17 protein-coding genes are annotated in these 18,310 nt (G+C 60.8%); 8 read left to right on the top strand and 9 right to left on the bottom strand.

The annotated features are described in order from the left end of the window. Positions 1-51: 51 nt before the first annotated feature. The 4 genes from ACW9I6_RS04860 to ACW9I6_RS04845 are packed head-to-tail and all read right to left on the bottom strand — an operon-like array spanning position 52 to position 2,664. Positions 52-1,368, bottom strand: a complete 1,317-nt coding sequence (locus ACW9I6_RS04860) for a sensor histidine kinase (RefSeq protein ID WP_008432791.1) — start codon at positions 1,366-1,368, stop codon at positions 52-54. After that, positions 1,365-2,033, bottom strand: coding sequence for a response regulator transcription factor (locus tag ACW9I6_RS04855; RefSeq protein WP_003219550.1), 669 nt, complete (start codon positions 2,031-2,033; stop codon positions 1,365-1,367). Before ACW9I6_RS04855 ends, ACW9I6_RS04860 begins: the two co-directional genes overlap by 4 nt. After that, entirely contained in the window at positions 2,033-2,356 is a 324-nt protein-coding gene (locus ACW9I6_RS04850) for a PepSY domain-containing protein (RefSeq protein WP_102369441.1), read from the bottom strand. The genes ACW9I6_RS04855 and ACW9I6_RS04850 overlap by 1 nt, the downstream gene beginning before the upstream one ends. Beyond that, positions 2,356-2,664 (bottom strand): PepSY domain-containing protein, encoded by a 309-nt coding sequence (locus ACW9I6_RS04845; protein ID WP_003219548.1) that lies wholly within the window; start codon positions 2,662-2,664, stop codon positions 2,356-2,358. Before ACW9I6_RS04845 ends, ACW9I6_RS04850 begins: the two co-directional genes overlap by 1 nt. Before the next feature lie 159 nt (positions 2,665-2,823). Here ACW9I6_RS04845 and ACW9I6_RS04840 point away from each other — a divergent pair, with 159 nt between their 5' ends. The 7 genes from ACW9I6_RS04840 to codA all read left to right on the top strand — a co-directional run bounded on the left by ACW9I6_RS04840 (position 2,824) and on the right by codA (position 9,563). After that, on the top strand, positions 2,824-3,903 hold the full coding sequence (locus ACW9I6_RS04840) for a patatin-like phospholipase domain-containing protein (protein ID WP_003219547.1): 1,080 nt from the start codon (positions 2,824-2,826) through the stop codon (positions 3,901-3,903). Positions 3,904-4,083: 180 nt separating this feature from the next. Beyond that, on the top strand, positions 4,084-4,440 hold the full coding sequence (gene queD / locus ACW9I6_RS04835) for a 6-carboxytetrahydropterin synthase QueD (RefSeq protein ID WP_003190259.1): 357 nt from the start codon (positions 4,084-4,086) through the stop codon (positions 4,438-4,440). A gap of 89 nt (positions 4,441-4,529) precedes the next feature. After that, positions 4,530-4,982 carry a GNAT family N-acetyltransferase gene (locus ACW9I6_RS04830; RefSeq protein ID WP_008432780.1) on the top strand — a complete coding sequence of 151 codons (453 nt, stop codon included), beginning with the start codon at positions 4,530-4,532 and terminating at the stop codon, positions 4,980-4,982. 10 nt (positions 4,983-4,992) lie between these two features. Further along, a complete protein-coding gene (locus tag ACW9I6_RS04825) occupies positions 4,993-5,616 on the top strand; it encodes an NUDIX hydrolase (protein ID WP_008432778.1) in 624 nt (207 codons plus the stop codon). A 201-nt stretch (positions 5,617-5,817) separates the two neighbouring features. Next, on the top strand, positions 5,818-7,086 hold the full coding sequence (codB, locus tag ACW9I6_RS04820) for a cytosine permease (protein ID WP_003219542.1): 1,269 nt from the start codon (positions 5,818-5,820) through the stop codon (positions 7,084-7,086). After that, positions 7,083-8,300: a PucR family transcriptional regulator gene (locus ACW9I6_RS04815; protein ID WP_177050810.1), complete on the top strand. Its 1,218-nt coding sequence runs from the start codon at positions 7,083-7,085 to the stop codon at positions 8,298-8,300. Before codB ends, ACW9I6_RS04815 begins: the two co-directional genes overlap by 4 nt. Before the next feature lie 27 nt (positions 8,301-8,327). After that, positions 8,328-9,563, top strand: coding sequence for a cytosine deaminase (gene codA, locus ACW9I6_RS04810; RefSeq protein WP_003219538.1), 1,236 nt, complete (start codon positions 8,328-8,330; stop codon positions 9,561-9,563). Positions 9,564-9,565: 2 nt separating this feature from the next. On the opposite strand, the gene ACW9I6_RS04805 is transcribed toward codA, so the two are convergent. The 5 genes from ACW9I6_RS04805 to ACW9I6_RS04785 form a co-directional block, all read right to left on the bottom strand. Further along, positions 9,566-11,716 (bottom strand): lipase family protein, encoded by a 2,151-nt coding sequence (locus tag ACW9I6_RS04805; protein ID WP_457338951.1) that lies wholly within the window; start codon positions 11,714-11,716, stop codon positions 9,566-9,568. 658 nt (positions 11,717-12,374) lie between these two features. Next, positions 12,375-13,217, bottom strand: a complete 843-nt coding sequence (locus ACW9I6_RS04800; RefSeq protein WP_457338950.1) for a DUF4123 domain-containing protein — start codon at positions 13,215-13,217, stop codon at positions 12,375-12,377. Continuing rightward, a complete protein-coding gene (locus ACW9I6_RS04795; protein WP_457338949.1) occupies positions 13,217-15,259 on the bottom strand; it encodes a type VI secretion system Vgr family protein in 2,043 nt (680 codons plus the stop codon). The genes ACW9I6_RS04800 and ACW9I6_RS04795 overlap by 1 nt, the downstream gene beginning before the upstream one ends. Positions 15,260-15,570: 311 nt before the next feature. Further along, positions 15,571-16,560, bottom strand: coding sequence for a diaminopimelate epimerase (locus ACW9I6_RS04790; protein ID WP_008432769.1), 990 nt, complete (start codon positions 16,558-16,560; stop codon positions 15,571-15,573). After that, positions 16,557-17,318 (bottom strand): FadR/GntR family transcriptional regulator, encoded by a 762-nt coding sequence (locus ACW9I6_RS04785; protein WP_008432767.1) that lies wholly within the window; start codon positions 17,316-17,318, stop codon positions 16,557-16,559. Before ACW9I6_RS04785 ends, ACW9I6_RS04790 begins: the two co-directional genes overlap by 4 nt. A gap of 234 nt (positions 17,319-17,552) precedes the next feature. Here ACW9I6_RS04785 and ACW9I6_RS04780 point away from each other — a divergent pair, with 234 nt between their 5' ends. After that, positions 17,553-18,293 (top strand): SDR family oxidoreductase, encoded by a 741-nt coding sequence (locus tag ACW9I6_RS04780; protein WP_003219525.1) that lies wholly within the window; start codon positions 17,553-17,555, stop codon positions 18,291-18,293. Positions 18,294-18,310 lie beyond the last annotated feature (17 nt).

The following is an 18,310-nucleotide window of genomic DNA, read 5'->3' as shown; positions in this document are numbered from 1 at the left end:
CGTAGCAGCTGTCGAGCCTTGGCGAGGCTCGACAGCTGCTACGGTTTGTTTTCAATGGCGGCGTGGCAGGTCGATGATGACCTTTAACCCGCCCAGCTCGCTCTCCTGCAACAGAAGCACCCCGCCCCACACCTCGACAATATCCCGCACGATCCCCAGCCCCAGACCATGCCCGTCAGTCTGCTCATCCAACCGCGTGCCTCGGCTGAACACCTGATCACGCTGGCTCTCGGGAATCCCCGGCCCGTCATCTTCGACAGCCAACCGAAAGCCTTCCGGGGTTTCGCCGATGCTCAACACAATCTCCGCATCCGCCCATTTGCACGCGTTGTCCAGCAGGTTGCCCAACAGTTCCAGCAGGTCTTCGCGGTCCCACGGCAATTGCAAACCGGGCGGCACGCGGTAACTCAAATCCAGGTGTTCGCCATGGATCATGTTCAGGGTCGCGAGCAACCCCGGTAATTCGCCGTCGCAATCGAACAAGGCACCCGGCAGTGTCTCTCCGGCCAGGCGGGCACGATTGAGTTCACGATTAAGCCGTTGCTGCACCTGCTCCAACTGTTCCCGCAGCAGCTTGCTCAGTTGCGGATGGTCCTTGAGCTGTTCGCTGGATGCCACGCTCAGCAACACCGCCAACGGGGTTTTCAAGGCATGGCCGAGATTGCCCAGGGCATTGCGCGAGCGCTTGAGGCTGTCTTCGGTGTGGGCCAGCAGATGGTTGATCTGCGCCACCAGCGGCTCCAGCTCCACCGGCACCTGGGTATCCAGTTGCGAGCGCTGGCCCTGCTGCAGTTGGGCGATCTGGTTGCGCGCGGTCTCCAGCGGGCGCAAGGCGCGGCGCACGGTGACCCGTTGCAGAATCAGGATCAGCAACAGCGCCGCCAGCCCCAGCACCAAGCCGATCTGACGCATCAGCCGAAAGCTTTCTCTGACGGGTGTGTAGTCCTGGGCCACGCTGATGGAAATCGACTGGCCAAACCGTTTGTAGTCCGAACGCAGTACCAGCAACTGCTGGCCTTCCGGCCCCAACTGCAGGTTGCCCTTGAGCCCGGCGTGGGGCAACTGCGGCAGTTCCTGGTCCCACAGCGAGCGGGAACGCCAATGGGTGTCGGCAAAATCGATACGGAAATAGTGCCCGGAAAACGGACGCTGGTACGCAGGAGACAACCGCTGCTCATCCAGTTGCACCCCCGCCGGCCCGCGCACCAGCGCCACCAGCAGGTTCTCGCTATCGTTGCGCAAGCCGGACTCCAGGTAACGTTGCAGGCCCATTTCGAACAGCCACAGGCTGGTCTGCGCCAGCACCAGGCCGACGATCACCATCACACTGATCAGCCCCAGGCTCAGGCGCCGCTGGATCGACTTCATGCCGGGCTGGCACCAAACCGGTAACCCTGGCCGCGCCGGGTCTCGATCACGCTGCGGCCCAACTTGCGGCGCAGGTGGTTGACGTGGACCTCCAACACATTGGAGTCACGCTCGGTCTCGCCATCGTACAAATGTTCGGCCAGGTGACTTTTTGAAAGGATTTGCTCGGGGTGCAGCATGAAGTAACGCAGCAGCCGAAACTCGGCCGCGGTCAGCTGGATCTCCTCGCCATCACGCATCACACACTGGCGACCCTCATCCAGGTGCAAGCCGGCAGCCTGCAAGGTGGGCTGATTGGCGTGGCCATGGGAACGACGCAGCAAGGCCTGGATACGCAGGTGCAGCTCTTCGGGATGGAACGGTTTGCTGAGGTAGTCGTCGGCCCCGGCCTTGAGCCCTTCGATGCGCTCGGCCCAGGAGTCGCGGGCAGTGAGGATCAGCACCGGCGTGGCCAGGCCGGCGGCACGCCATTGTGTCAACACCTCAAGCCCGGGCAAACCCGGCAGGCCGAGGTCAAGGATGATCAGGTCGTAGGGTTCGCTGCGCCCCTGATACACCGCATCGCGCCCGTCCGCCAGCCAGTCGACGGCATAGCCCTGGCGATTGAGCCCGGCCATCAACTCATCGGCCAGGGGTACGTGGTCTTCCACCAGCAGCAGGCGCATCAGTCGTCTTCCTTGTCTTTGAGCAGTTGACCGGTGTTGGCATCGAGTTCGATCTCGCGCACCACGCCTTCCACCGTCAATAGTTCGATTTCATAGATATAGCGCACAGGGCGATCCTTGTGCTCTTCAAGCTCGGCGTCCAGCAGCTTGGCGCCCGGGTAGCGCTCGAAAGCCGGGCCCAGCAGATGCTCAAGCGGCGCGATCACGCCCTTCTGGCGCAGGCGCAGCGCTTCATCCTGGCCCAGGTCCCGAGCGGCCAGGCCTGAGCAAAATGCCAGGAGCACCAGCGCCACTTGAACGCTGGTGCGTAGATTTACCTTCATTACGTATCCTGATGATCCTTGAGGACGGCGCCGGTGACGGCATCCAATTCCAGGTCCCACTCGACGCCCTGGGCGTCGCGCAGTTCAACCTGATAAAGGTATTTGCCGTATTCCTCTTCAAGCTCGGTTTCATGCACGGTGGCGCCGGGATGTTTGGCCAACGCCGTGGCGTTGAGCTTCTCGAAAGACACAATGGTACCAGCGTCGCGCAACTTCAGTGCTTCGTCCGGCCCCAGGTCGCGAGCCTGGGCGACGCCTGCGGTGAGGGCGATGATACTGCTGGCGATCAAGGCTGTGAGGGTTTTCATGGTGAGTCTCCGTTTCGGGATATTTTGCCTACGGGACTCACGGTACTGGATCCAACTTAACTGAAACTGAATTGCCACCATGGCAATTCTCTGCGAGACCTTTGCCTGCAACCGGGCAAGATTTTCTATACTGCCCTGCTCGCGGTAAATGAGACCGGTATGACTGCTATCCATATGAAGTTCCCCGCCTTGACCCTCAAGGCCGGTAAACGCGCTTTTGCACGCATTCGTGAGCAGGGGCTTGCGCCTGCGGACGTCGGCATCCTTCCCGGCGCTGCCGGCGGGCCCAAGGCGCTGGGCATCCAGGGTCTGGACCTGGCGCTGTTTGGTGACTGGCTGCCCCGGGCGCCCCGCGAGCGTGCGCTGATCGGCGCCTCGATAGGCTCCTGGCGGTTTGCCAGTGCGTGCCTGCCCGACCCGGTGCAAGGCCTGCTCGACCTGGGCCGGCTGTACAACGCACAAAGCTTTGCCAAAGGCGTGACCATGGCCGAAGTCAGCCAGAGCTGCGTGCGCATGCTCGATGACTTGCTGGCCGGCCGCGATGCCCGCGTGCTCGACAACCCGCACTACCGGCTGAACATCATGGTGGTCAAAAGCCATGGCCTGCTCGCCGACGATCATCGCGGTCGGCTTGGTTTGGGGTTGTCCTCGGTGATCGCCGACAACCTGAGGGGCCGCGCGCGGTTGTCCCGGCACTTCGAACGGCTGATCGTCCACGACCCACGCCAGGCGCCACCGCTGCATGCGCTCAAGGATTTCCCGTCGCGCTTCCTTGATCTGGAACTGGGCAACCTGCGCCAGGCCTTGCTGGCGTCGGGCTCGATCCCCATGGTGATGCAAGGCGTACGCGACCTGCCGGGTGCAGGCCAAGGCACTTACCGCGATGGCGGCCTGCTGGACTATCACCTCGACCTGCCCTACCACGGCGATGACATCGTGCTGTACCCGCACTTCACCGACCGGGTCATTCCCGGCTGGTTCGACAAAGGCTTGCCGTGGCGCCGCGCCAATCAACAGGGTTTGCAGGATGTCCTGCTGCTGGCGCCGTCGAAGGAATACCTGGCGCGACTGCCCCACGGCAAACTGCCGGACCGCAGTGACTTCAAGCGCTTCATGGGGGATGACCCGGGCCGCAACAAGTACTGGCAAACCGCAATGAGCGAAAGCCAGCGGCTGGGGGATGAGTTTCTGCAACTGGCCGACAATGGCCAATTGGGCGAACGCCTGCTGGCTCTCTAGCGCCCTCTCCGTAGCAGCTGTCGAGCCCAAGCGAGGCTGCGTCGGCAGCACCTCGGTTTGTCAGAAAAATCGCAAACGCAGCCTCGCCATGGCTCGACAGCTGCTACGCGGTATGCGCGCGGCCGCCACAAACTGTTAAACTCGCCGCCTGCCAGACACCTCACCGAGCTGAAAAACCCTGTGGAAATCTTCAAAGAGTTTACCTTCGAGTCCGCCCACCGCCTGCCCCACGTTCCGGAAGGCCACAAATGCGGGCGCCTGCATGGCCATTCGTTCAAGGTGGCGATCCACCTCAGCGGCGACCTCGACCCGCACACCGGCTGGATCCGTGACTTCTCGGAGATCAAGGCGATTTTCAAGCCGCTCTACGAACGCCTCGACCACAACTACCTCAACGACATCCCGGGCCTCGAAAACCCCACCAGCGAAGTGCTGGCCAAGTGGATCTGGAATGAACTGAAACCGCTGTTGCCGGAACTCAGCGCGATTCGCATCCATGAGACCTGCACCAGCGGCTGCATCTATCGCGGCGAATAAGCCGGCGATGTAAAAAACCACCCTTGCGGTGGTTTTTTTATGCCGGAGACTCCCTTACAGTCGTGGCCTCTTGTACAGGAAGCGCTGCGATGCCAACCCATATCCGCCCCGCTACCGGCGACGATATCGCCGCTATTGAAGCGATCGTCCACGCCGCCTACTCCCCTTACATCCAGCGAATCGGGCGCAAGCCAGGCCCGATGCTGGATGACTATCGCCAGCAGGTCGCTGCCGAACGGGTGCATGTGCTGGAGAGTGCGGGCCAGGTCCGCGGCTTTGTCGTACTGATTCATCACGATGAGTACCTGCTGCTGGATAACCTGGCCGTCGACCCCGGCGCCCAGGGCTTGGGTTACGGGCGCCTGTTGCTGGGCTTCGCGGAACGCCAGGCCAGGCATGGCTCCATCCGTCTCTACACCAATGAAGCGATGACCGAAAACATCGCGCTGTACACCCGCAAAGGCTATGTGGAAACCCACCGGGCCGAGGAAAACGGCCTGCGTCGGGTCTACATGCAAAAAGACCTCACCGCCTCGCACTGAAGGAGCTCCCATGGAAAACACCTGGCTGGCCCAGGCCAAGCGCCTGCAAGCATTGGCCTCCACGGGGCTGCACTTCTGCACCGATGACTTCGAGCGCGAGCGCCTCGAGGAAATCGCCCAGATTGCCCACAGCATGCTGGCGCAATTGGGCGAAGTACCGCTGGAGCGCATCACCGGGCTGGTGCCGGATTTTGCCAAACGTTATTCGACGCCCATGATTGATGTGCGGGGCGCAGTGATTGACGGTGACCGGATCCTGTTGGTCCGCGAGCTCACGGATGGCTGCTGGGCATTGCCCGGCGGTTATGCGGATATTGGTTTGTCAGCGGCTGAAAACATCGTCAAGGAAATTCGCGAAGAGGCCGGGCTGACGGTCACGGCCAAGGCGCTGTACAGCGTCACCCACAAGGCCAAAGGCTTGTACCGGCCGGATATCCGGGACTTCTACAAACTCTACTTTCTGTGCGAACGGGTTGATCAACTGGCGCCGGCGGCCGGTTTCGAAACCACCGAAGTTGGCTTCTTCAGCCTGGACGATCTGCCGCCGCTGTCCCGTGGCCGCACCATTGAAAGCGACCTTGAGGCCGCGTTTGCCTTTCATCGCGGGCAGACCACTCACACCCTGTTCGATTGAATAACGGGTGATCCAATTTGTATCACCCTGCACCGCTTTCGCGCCTGAGTGGGCAGAAAGACCAATCCCGCCTGCGTGTTTCCCCTGTTTGGCTATAAATACTGTGCAACCTGCACAGTCCTGACCGTGCGCCCGTCACTGCCTCGCACTTGGCACGACGGGTGCAATAGGCCTGCGTCACTCATTCAGGGAGAACGGCACATGACGCAGAACGAACCGGGCAATGACTACCCTCTCAGCGAGGTGCCCATGCATGCCCGCAAAGGCCTGGCCTCCACCGCCATGGTGCTGCTGGGCTTTACCTTTTTTACCGCGACCATGTTCGCCGGCGGCAAGCTGGGGGTGGCCTTCAGCTTTACCCAGATGCTCGGCGTCGTGGCCCTGGGTAACCTGCTGTTGGGTATCTACGCCGCAGGCCTGGGTTACATCGCGTTCAAGAGCGGTTTGAACTCGGTGCTGATGGGGCGCTTCTGCTTCGGTGAAGTGGGCAGCAAACTCAGCGACTTAATTCTCGGTTTTACCCAGATCGGCTGGTACGCCTGGGGCACCGCCACCGCAGCCGTAGTACTGGGCAAGTATTTCGAGTTGAGCCAGGGCAGCGTACTCGGGCTGATGGTGCTGTTTGGCATGGTGTTCTGCGCGACGGCCTACGTGGGCTATCGCGGGTTGGAGATTCTGTCCTACATCGCCGTGCCGGCCATGGGTATTTTGTTGTTTCTGTCGATGTGGGTCGCCACCGTCAAGGTCGGCGGGCTCGATGGACTGCTGGCGGTGGTGCCGACCGGTGAGCTGGACATGTCCACGGCTATCACGCTGGTGTTCGGCACCTTTGTCAGCGGCGCGACCCAGGCTACCAACTGGACGCGGTTCTCACGCTCGGCCAGGGTCGCGGTGCTGGCCAGCCTGATCGGCTTCTTTATCGGCAACGGCTTGATGGTGTTGATCGGTGCCTATGGCGCCATCGTCTACCAGCAGCCCGACGTGGTCGAAGTGTTGCTGCTGCAAGGCTTCGCCATGGCGGCCATGGCGATGCTGTTGCTGAATATCTGGAGCACCCAGGACAACACCATCTACAACTTCGCCGTCGCCGGCTGCAACCTGCTGCGCACCAAGCGCCGCAAAACGGTGACCCTGGCCGGTGCGGTAATCGGCACCCTGCTGGCGTTGCTGGGCATGTACGACATGCTGGTGCCCTACCTGATCCTGCTGGGCACGGTGATCCCACCGATTGGCGGGGTGATCATGGCGGATTTCTTCTATCGCTACCGCGGCCACTATCCGCGCCTGGCCGATACACGCCTGCCGGCCTTCAACTGGCCAGGGCTGATCGCCTATGCCGTGGGTACGGTGCTGGCCTTTCATTCACCCTGGGTGGCGCCATTGGTGGGGATCGTGGCGGCGTCCCTGACCTACATCGTGCTGACCAGCGTATTGCGGGTGCGGGCACCTTTGGCTGACGTCCAGGCATGAGCCTGACAATCGCCGATGTGCTGGCCTTGCCCGGCCTTGAATCGATGTGCCTGCGGGCCGGGGAAGCCGGCCTGGAGAACACGGTGCGCTGGCCCTATGTCGCAGAAAACAGCGGGATCGCCGAATGGGTGCTGGGGGGCGAACTGGTGTTCGTCACCGGTATCAATCATCCACGGGACGAGGCCAATCTGTTGGTGCTGCTGGACGAAGCCTGTCAGCGCCAGGTCGCCGGCCTGGTGATCCTCACGGGGCCGGACTATATCCAGGCGATTCCCCAGCGTTTGCTGGAAGCGGCGCAAGCGGCGGGCATGCCGCTGATCGAACAGCCTTACTCGTTGAAGATGGTACTGGTGACCCAGGCCATCGGTTCGGCGTTGATCCAGTCGCAGCAGTTGGGGCGCTCGCGACACGATGTGCTGGAGCGCCTGCTGGCCGGTGATTACCAATCCCTGGATTTGCTGCTGCACCGCGCTGCGCAGTTGGACATGCCGCTGGCCGGCCATTGGCAACTCGTCCAGTTGCAACTGGACGGCAGCGACGCGCTGTTTGCCCAGGGTGAGGCGCCAGTGGTCGAGGCGCAGCTTGCCCGACAACACGATGCGATTACCCGCCGTCTGCGCCAGTTTTCTGCGCAGCATCCGTCGCGCCTGCCCGTGCTGGGGCGTGCCGGACAATGGACGTTGCTGCTGCCTGCGATAGACGCGGGTGCGGCATTGGCCAACCGTCAGTTGTTGGCGGGTTGGTTGAAGGCACTGAATCTGCGCCTGGCGCCGTTGAAACTGTTTATCGGCCTGAGTGCTGCCGCGCACCCACCCGCGCGCCTGGCCCAGGCCCTGGATGAGGCGCGCCAGGCATTGGCCGCTGCGCGACGGTTCAGTGAACGCGCCGGGCTGTGTGTCTACGATGAGTTGGGCGTACTCAAGCTGCTCAGTGGCGTACGTGATCGCGCCCTGCTCGATCAATTCCTCAACGAACGCCTGGGGCCGCTGCTGCGCCACGACCTGCACCATGGCCCAAGCCTGATGCCGACCCTGGAGGCCTGGTTCCACGAGAATGGTAACCTTGTGGCCGCAGCCCAACGGCTGGCGGTTCACCGCAACACCCTGACGCACCGCGTCCAGCGTATCGAAGCCCTGTGCGGGCTGACGCTGGACAATGCTTATGACCGCCTGGACATCGGCATCGCGCTGATGATCTGGCGGCTGTCTGCCTGACTGTTTTTTGCCAAGAGGAACTTGCCCATGCACATCATCAACGCCCGCCTGCGCAACCGTGAAGGCCTGCATGATCTGCACCTGGAACACGGCCGGATCGCCAGCATCACCCAACAAGGCGCGGCCCCCCTGGCAGGCCCCGACGACCTGGACGCCGCCGGCAACCTGGTGGTCCCGCCTTTCGTCGAGCCGCACATTCACCTCGATGCCACCCTGACCGCCGGCGAGCCGCGCTGGAACATGAGCGGCACCCTGTTTGAAGGCATCGAGTGCTGGGGCGAGCGCAAGGCCACCATCACCCTGGAAGACACCAAGACCCGCTCCAAAAAAACCATCCAGACCCTGGCCGCCCATGGCATCCAGCATGTGCGCACCCATGTCGACGTCACCGACCCGGACCTCACCGCGCTCAAGGCCATGCTTGAAGTACGCGAGGAAAGCGGCCACCTGATCGACCTGCAAATCGTCGCGTTCCCCCAGGAAGGCATCGAGTCCTACCGCAATGGCCGCGAGCTGATGGAAGAGGCCATTCGCCTGGGCGCCGACGTGATCGGCGGCATCCCGCACTTTGAATACACCCGTGACCAAGGGGTGAGTTCGGTGAAGTTCCTGATGGACCTGGCCGAACGCACCGGTTGCCTGGTCGATGTGCATTGCGACGAAACCGACGACCCACACTCGCGCTTTCTTGAAGTGCTGGCCGAAGAAGCCCGCAGCCGTGACATGGGCGCCCGCGTGACCGCCAGCCACACCACGGCCATGGGCTCCTACGACAATGCTTACTGCGCCAAACTCTTCCGCCTGCTGGGGCATTCGGGCATCAGCTTTGTCTCCTGCCCTACCGAAAGCATCCACTTGCAGGGCCGCTTCGACACCTTCCCCAAACGCCGCGGCGTGACCCGGGTCAACGAACTGCTGGAGGCTGGCATGAACGTCTGCTTCGGCCAGGACTCCATCGTCGACCCTTGGTATCCCTTGGGTAACGGCAACATTTTGCGGGTGCTGGAAGCCGGGTTGCATATCTGCCACATGCTTGGCTACCGCAACCTGCAAAGTGCCCTCGACCTGGTCACCGACAACAGCGCCCGGGCGATGGCCCTGGGGGATCGTTATGGCCTGGAACCGGGACGCCCGGCGAACCTGTTGATCCTGTCTGCAGACAGCGACTATGAAGTGATTCGCAGCCAGGGCTTGCCGTTGTATTCGATTCGAGCGGGCAAAGTGTTGATGAAACGCCGGCCGGCGCAGGTGGAGTTTTTGTAGGCTCATACGATTGAATCTATATCGAGGGTTTGTGGCTTTCCCCAGCCATCATCCGATTGTGGCGGGATGCTCGCCACTTGGGTGAGTACGCGATTTTGCGGGTGAGCGAACCAGCGTTTCAGGCTGGATTGCAGGGTTGGGGATGAAGCGTGGCTGCCGTAGACGTCGCGGGCCTGGAGGCGGCGCCAGCGGAGGGTTGCCAGGCGGTCGCGACTACTTTGCAGACGATCAGCTTCGATGCTCAAGGCCTGGATATCTTCATAACCACGCTGATTGGTCGGTCGATAGCGGTCCAGTTCTCGTTTTTTCTCCCGCAGTTGTTGCCGCATGCTGATCAGCGCTTTTTCGATCAGCTCAAATTCACTCGCAGTCACCAGTGTTCCGTCGGCGTCCACGGTTTGCTGCCAGCGGCGTAACGTCGCCCAGGCTGCCGGGATGTAGCTTGCGGTCATAAAGTGCTGCTTGTATTGGACTAGCTGCTTGATCAGGTTGGCCCGGTCCGGCATATCACCGCTGAGTTGAATCGCGCGATTGCATGCAGCTTCTTCGATCGACTCACACCCGGGGTTCCACAATATTGAAGACTGTGTGCCGTCGGGCAAGGCAATCGGCATGAAATGCTGCTGGGAGCCGTGATGCTGATAGGCGTTCCCGCCCACCCGCACCAACCCAAGTGCGAACAGCAGGCCAGCAGGTGCAGGATTGCTGAACAGGGTAACAAGCCCGGGAATCCAGAGTTTGGCAGTTGTGTTCATCCAGGGTGCCGGGACGCTGGGTACCGGGTCGTTATGATTGACGATGCGGTGATGCACCAAAGATGAAGCACCGTCAGTGAACTCAGAGTCGGCAGCGCGGGGAGCGCCATAGGTGTAAAGAAGGATGTTGCGGTCGTAACCTGGAATTCGCCTAAGAGACTCTGCCAGCAGCAGTGCTATGGCGCCGCCGAGACTATGGCCACAAATTATGATGCGCTGGCCTATGTAGAACCGGTCGAGGTAATGCAGCGCAAAATCACGCATCGCCCGATACGCGCCATAAAAGCCCTCATGAACCTTACCAACACCCTCGACAAAAGCGACCTGGTGAGCATTGGCATCCCTCAGCCCATCGGAACGGCTTGCAGTGCCCCGCACTGCGATCAGGATCACATGGTCGTGATGGCTGATAAACGCCTGAGTATCAGTGCCATTCTCCTCGTCATCAAAAAAATGCAGCTTCGCTGGGTGGGCCGGGGACTCTCCTTGCCCCGATCGATTTTGCTCATACAACTCAGGATCAAAAGGCAACACCTCGAATCGTTGCGAGTACGGCACGTCTTCATACACGGGATAAAAGTATTCCACCTGGTCGGAATCGAACTTCCAAGCCTCCTGATAGCCCGACAGTTGTTCGGAAAAAAAATTGCCCACACTGGGCTCTATGGGAAAGCTGACCTGGTCCATCGGCGGAGTCGATGGTTCCTGCCCAAAATCGCAATAACTCAAGGTAGCCATAAGCGCCAACTGATAAAGGTTCAAGGCACAGAACTGGTCTTCAATCGACAACAACGGGCGTAACGCACGCAGCGGCCTTACCTCCAGCACAGTGTGCAGGTCAGGAAATAAAACCAGCCCTGTCAGCTTGGGCTGAGGGGGGCCAAACCCAAGTTCAGCCAGCATGCGGAGCGCATGCCGCGGTGGTCGATGGGTTCTGGGCGCCAAGGGAGGCAAATGAGCAGTGTGCAAGACCAAGTCACTGACCTCGACTTGATAGAATTTGCCTGTTTCCCGCCCTGCCGGGTTTCGCTCGACGCGCTCCCCGTCTACACGTGAAAACCGCGTCTGTTCGGCTCGTACCTGAAGCTCGGTGATAGGCAGTGGATAACAACCACGCGTTTGCAACGTTGCGTAGTAATCCCCGCTCATTTCATATGGCGCATCGAAGATCAGAACCACAGGCCCTCGATATGGGTTGTCCAACTTTGCGAAACCGTTTCCATCCAAACGACCTGCATATTGTTGACCTGTGCTGTCAAAAACCTTGTACGCAAGACCCCCATAAGCGTTTCCGTCACCTGATTCATCCACCAGACAAAAACTCAGCCAACATCCACGCACTGCACAAGCCGGCATTTTCCCGCTGAAAAAGGGTTGTTTCCATTCTGTAAGCGCCATCGCTGAATATCCTTATTCAGTAAAAGTTAAAGATAAGTACGCTCCCCATCAGATTTCCCCAAACACGAGCCTCACCGTTTTACCGTTCAGCTCATCACGCTGCACACGGCCACCCGTTGCAGTCGTTGGCGGCAGTCCTCTTGCATCTACCAGGTTGCATTGAAATACGTTATCAGTCGCCTGCGTTGGCCCTGCCGGCCTGAGTAACCACTGACAGGCCCCCGGCACCTCCAAGGTACCTGGCCCCGGCATTCGAGACATATGGGGTTCAACCCAATCATGCACACCGATAAACGCAAAATCCCCCCCACTGTCCGACAAGTGCTCAGCCGACTTCGCATAGACATCAAACGTCATGTAACGCAGCACTAACGGACACCCGTTCACCGTCTCCGTCAGAGGCAACTCAAAGCTCGCCCGATTCGCCACCGACTTCTCAAGAGCGTCGAATATCTTGATCTCTGGCAGATCACCTGGACGCCATCGTAAAGTGCAAGTCTCACCTGTTCCGGGGACGTAAGTTGCATCGCCTCTGAGTCTGTAATTCGCCGGCAAATCGACCTCCAAAGTGAAACTATCAGCAGGCTTCATCACACAACCGGAAACACCCAGCACACTGCAAACGAATACCCCTCGCCACACGCCCGACATAAATCCCCTACGCATCCTGCTGCTCCCGCTCCACCCGACGCCACTCCCCAACCACCCGCTGAAAATGATCCTCCGCCACTTCCCCACGCATCGGCTGCCATCGAATAAGCACGTCCCCAGTGGCTTCCAACAACCGCCGCACGACCAAAAACTCCAGCTGTTCCGGCCTGTCCCATTGCCAGGCCCGCGCTTGCTCCAGCACCTGCGCCAACCAGATTCTCGGGTCTTGAAATTCAACCAGTGCGCTCAACGCCTCGCTGTACTCGGCCAGCAGGTAACGCAGGATATTGGCTTGCAGAATCACTCCCGCCTGGGGATTCGGCACCTCCAGCCACGGCGCAGGATCGGGTACCGGATACGCCCCCGGAGCCGGGTTATCGACACAACTCCAACGCTCACCCTGCCAGTAACACACGCCGATCAGCGGCCCGAGAAAAACAGGCCAGTCCCGAGCAGGCAGGTGAACCAAGGCCCGCGCCAAGGTGCGGTTATCGTGGAAGCGGTACAGCGCCTGACTGCCCGCCGCTCCCACCACCAACCTGTCGCGCCAGTGCCGGGTAACACCCGATAAATCATCACCAGGCAGGCTGCCCAACCAGCCCCAATTACGCTGGGGGTTTTGCAGCAAACCCACCAATGCGGGCTCGCTGACATGGTCGAGCAACAGGAGCATCGGCCCATCCGCTGCCATTTCCGATGCGACGGTTTCACCAAAGAGGCAGCGATACTCAGCGACCGTGCGTGTCGCCAGCAGTACCCCACGCGCATCGCTTTCACCCTGTAGAACCAGGCACAGCCGGCGCCCTGCCTGCTGCTGTTCAGCCATCCACTGGCCAGGCGCGATCTCCATCAAGCCGCCCTCCCCGTGGATTCGCACAGGCCTTCACGGCAGCGCTCGCACACTGGACAGAAGTCCGCATCCAGTCTTCTGGCCAGCTCCATGACTGCGCCTTGGATAACCGAAACCTTCGGCCCATCCGCTGCAAATGCGGGCGAAGCAGCCACGTCACCCGGTCCAACTGGGTTGGCTGTGCGAATCACGGCAGGCGCACCGCCCAACGTGATCGGCCGACTGCTGAAAATCCCGCCGGCCTGAATCAGCAAATGCTCACCACCGGCCTTGAAGCTCAACTGCGCACCGGCATCGATAACCAGATTGGCCCCCGCCTTCAGATGGACCTGTTGCCCCGCTTCGATCACCAGGGTCTGGCCGACAAGGGTCTGGCTGTTGCCCTGCACGTGCAAGTGATCATCAGCCCCAAGCCGAACCTTGCGGTCGCCGGCGATGCTGCGGTGTTCCTCGCCTCCCAGGGTGGTGGCACTCAAGCCGTGGATGGTTTCCCGACGTTCGCCCACCACCTCCAGCCGACTGTCGTGGCCGACCTGCTGCTCCAGATCGCGTTGGGCGCGCAGGTAGATGAGTTCCTGGCCGCTGCGGTCCTCAAGGTGCAGCTCGTTGGCCCCCGCCCCGCCCGGCGAACTGCGGCTGCGTAGCACACTGCGGGTCTTGTGTTGGGGCAACGGATAGGCAACAGGCTGCAAGGTATTGGGCAGGCAACCATTGATCACTGGCCGGTCTGGATCACCTTCCAGGAACGTCACCAGTACCTCCATGCCCACACGCGGGATCATCACCGCGCCATAGCTGTCACCCGCCCATCCGGACGCCACACGCACCCAGCAGCTGCTCTTGTCGTCGTGCTGGTCCAGGCGGTCCCAATGAAAGCGAATTTTCACCCGGCCGTGAGCGTCGCAATGCACGTCTTCACCCTCGGGCCCGGTGACGGTTGCGGTCTGGCTGCCGCTGATACGCGGTTTGACGTGCTTGAGCGGCGGGCGGTAAGCGGCGCGCCAGGGCGTTGCGGTAAATCGATTGCGGTAGCCGTGGAATGCCTCGACATCCACCACCGCCTCCTCCAGCACCTGCGGTTGATAGCCTTCGTGACGTACGCCGGTGATCAGCCACAAGTCATTACAGGTGCGGTCCGGATGGCCGCGCAGTTCCAGGAAATGCCCGCTGCGCAAAGCCGGCTGGTCACTGCGGCCCAGGGCCCGATGACGGTCGCGTTGATGACGTTCCAGGCCACGCCGGGCCAACTGCGAACCTCGCAGATGCCCCGTGAATCCCGCAGGGTATTGATAGTCTTCAAGTGCCGGGAAAGATCCGGCCTGCTCCTGCAAGCGCAGCGACGGATGTTCGAAGTCGTAGTCACGCCGAACAACCTGAGCACTGCGCGTGGCCAGGCGCACATCGAAACGCTGGATCACCAGCGTTTCGGCAGCCGGGCCTCCGGCCGGGCAGTAGCGTTGCGCCGGCAAACGATGAAACACCGTCTGGTCATCACCCAACACCAGTACATGGGCGTCTGCACTGTGGCGAAAGTGGTAGTGAATGCCCTCTTCCTCGCACAGCCGCTGGATAAAGTGCAGGTCGGTTTCCGCGTATTGCACACAGAACGTACGCGGTGGGTAAACCACCGGCCCCAGTTCGAAGGTATAGGCATCAGCAAGGATGCCGTGCTGCTCAAGCACTGCCGCGATAATTTGCGGCACGCTGCGCTGCTGGAAAATCCGCTGGTCGCAACGATGAGCCAGGTACGCCACGCGCGGCGCAAGGGTGAGGTGGTAGCGGGTCAGCCGCTGCCCCGGGCCTTCCCGGCCAATGCTGTAGATTTGCCCGTGCAGGCCTTCACCGGGCTCGCCAAAATCCAGATAGGCCGGTTGGTGAAGCAACTTCTCCAGATCCAGGCTGGGGTTTTCACTGACCCACTGCACTTCAATAAAAAAAGGCTGGTCAATCGTTTCGCTGCCTTTAAAAGCCAGCACCTGAAATGCCTGGTTCATTCCTGCAACGACCAGTTTGAAACGTGACGAAACAAGCGTATTGAACATCCGTTGTTACCCGCCATTCATTGTCGAGCTGAAATAACTTCTCCCGTAAAACGCAGATAAAGCCACTCAATTCGAAGCCGATAAAAAGTGCCTGAACCCCAGGAATACTAGCGATTTCAGGCGAAATTCGGCCGCCTCAAAATAAAAAAGAAGATTCGTACATTGATATTGGAAGGGTCTTTTATAAATACAGAAATGCAGTTAAACAGCCAGTACTGACTAACGAGAATACTCTTACACCACCATTCACCAGAGCTGCTTATTTATAGAGAAACAGCTGACAAAGATGATTAAGCCCGCCACTGCCTTTTTCAAACTTCCTGCAGCCGCGCAGTCCCGAACAGGCTAACGCTCAGCAACTCACCCGGCTCTGCTTGCAACCGTACGGGTGCGGTACCGCCCGGCATCACCACCGCCACCTGACCCGCCGTCACCCATCCTACAGACCAGGCGGCGCATGCCACCGCACTGGCGCTGGTCCCGGAGGACGCCGTGGGCCCCTCACCACGCTCAAACACCCGCGCGATCACGCGATTGCCTGAATCCCGGGCGACCCATTGCAGGTTGACCCCGGAAATACAAGGTTGGCCGGCCCCGGCAGGTGATGCGAAAGCAATCGCCCTCAGCGGATCGAACCAGGCTGATCGATGCAACTGGGCGTTGTCCGGCAACGCTGACGCGTCCTGTACCAGCGTCACACAATGCGGGTTGCCCACACGCACAAACTGGCTGTGATTCCACTCGGGGTTGAGCGCAGCCAGTGGCGAAACATGGCTCACCTCAGTTCCCTCAAGCGAGACCGCGCCCACACCAACAGCCCCTACCGCCAAAGGCCCGAACTCGGGACGCCCCAGCGTCAGCCAAAAGCCCTGCACCTGTTCGTACTCCGCCGGCTCAACCCGCGTAACCACCGGCGACAGTGCGTCTGTCTTGTCGTGATGCACCCGCAACTCACAGCCTTGCGCCATCAATCCCTGGTCGGTCAACGACTGGGCGAAGATCGTCAGGCCATTGCCACTGCGTTCGGCCAGGGAACCGTCGGTGTTGACGATCAACAGGTCAAAAGGCGGCGCGGCCTGGAACGGCCCCACCAACAAGCCGTCACAGCGATGCGCCTTGGCCTCTGCCGGGCGCGGCAACTCATCCCAACCGCACTCGGCGGCAATCGCCGCCAATGCCCAAACACCTCGGGTGCCAGCGGCCAAGTCGGCACGGTCCGGCACGTCGATACCCTTGCTGCGTAAATGCTCCGGGCTCACTACGCCGTAGATATTGCCGCGGGCGTCATAGAAAACGCTCATTGCGCTGTCCGCATGAAAATCCGTACCACCTCTTCCAGGTGCTTGCGCATCGCCTGTCGCGCACCCTCCACGTCTCGCAATTCCAGTGCATCGAGGATCTTGCGGTGCTCGTCTTCCGAGCGATGGGGCATGTCGTCCGAGGTGTAATGCGCCTGCAACCGCTGGAACATGCTGCCGTAACGATGCCCCAGCAAATGCGCAATCATCAACGCATACGCCGGATTGCCCGAGGCCTGGGCGATGCGAATGTGAAACAGGCGATCGCCCGGATGGGTATGGGAGCCGTCGCGGTTGTCCTGCACATTACGCTCGAAGGCCTCGCGGATCCCCGCCAGCTCTTCGTCGGTGGCATGTTTGGCGGCCAGGGCGGCGGCTTCCGGCTCAATCAGGCGACGGGCCTGGAGCAGGGAAAACGGTGGAATCTCGGCATTGAAGTCGACGTGCAGGTTGAGTTCCGGATCGAACTCTTTCCATTGATCCCGGGTGGCCTGGGCCATCACCGGTTCCTGGCTGACTGTCGGTTGCACGGGTTCACACACCAGCACGCCGTTGCCCACCCGCACGTCTACCAGGCCGATCACCTCCAGGGCAATCATCGCCTCACGCACGGAAGCGCGACTCACGCCCAGCAGTTTGGCGAGTTCACGCTCAGCGGGAAGTCGACTGCCCGGCGGAAATTCTCCGCTGTCGATCAACGCTCGCAACTGGTCGGCAATCTGTCGATAAAGACGTTGGTTATCAATCACTTGAAATGGCATCTAGGCTCAGCTCGATTCATGCACAGCACGGTCAAAGCGATCAACCCGCGAAAAAGCCGCTTGTTGACCGGGATGACCCATGCTAAAAATTGGATCAATGGCCTGACCATTGGATCGTTTCCAGTGTGCTGATCATAGCAAACCCACCAGGGTTCGCTATGCCGCAGATGCAGGTGTTTCACGCCCTCAATGGCCTGACCATTGAGCCAATAACAATAATCAAGGGAGTCTGTCATGGACCTCACCGGTAAACGCGTGCTGATCACCGCCGCCGCCCAGGGCATTGGCCGCGCCAGCGTCGAAGCCTATCTGGCGGCAGGGGCCGAAGTGATTGCAGCCGACATCAATCAACAGGCGCTCGCCGGCTTGCCGGGTGCGCAAACGGTGGTGCTGGATGTCACCGACGCCAGCGCCATCCAACGCCTTGCCGCCGAGATCGGCCCTCTGGACGTGCTGTTCAACTGCGCAGGCGTGGTGCATGCCGGCAATATCCTCGAATGCCCGGAAAGCGACTGGACGTTTGCCCTGGACCTGAACGTCACCGCCATGTACCGCATGATCCGCGCGTTTCTGCCGGGGATGCTGGCGGCGGGCGGCGGCTCGATCATCAACATGTCGTCGGTGGCCTCCAGCCTCAAGGGCGTGCCCAACCGCTTTGCCTATTGCGCCAGCAAGGCGGCCGTCATCGGCCTGACCAAATCCGTCGCGGCCGACTTTGTCACCCAGCGCATCCGCTGCAACGCTATCTGCCCGGGCACCGTGGAGTCGCCTTCGCTGCAGCAACGCATCGTCGAACAAGCCCGCCATGAAGGCCGTCAACAGGACGAGGTGTACGCCGCCTTCACCGCGCGCCAGCCGATGGGACGCCTGGGCACGCCCCAGGAAATTGCCCAGCTGGCGCTGTACCTTGGCTCCGATGCCAGCGCGTTTACCACCGGCACCACCCAGATCATTGACGGCGGCTGGAGCAACTGACCGCCCACTTCCAATAA

It is taken from the genome of Pseudomonas sp. SDO5522_S412 (genome assembly GCF_054071215.1).
Note: the sequence above shows the minus strand (reverse complement) of the source record. Positions and strands in the feature narration are given on the sequence as shown.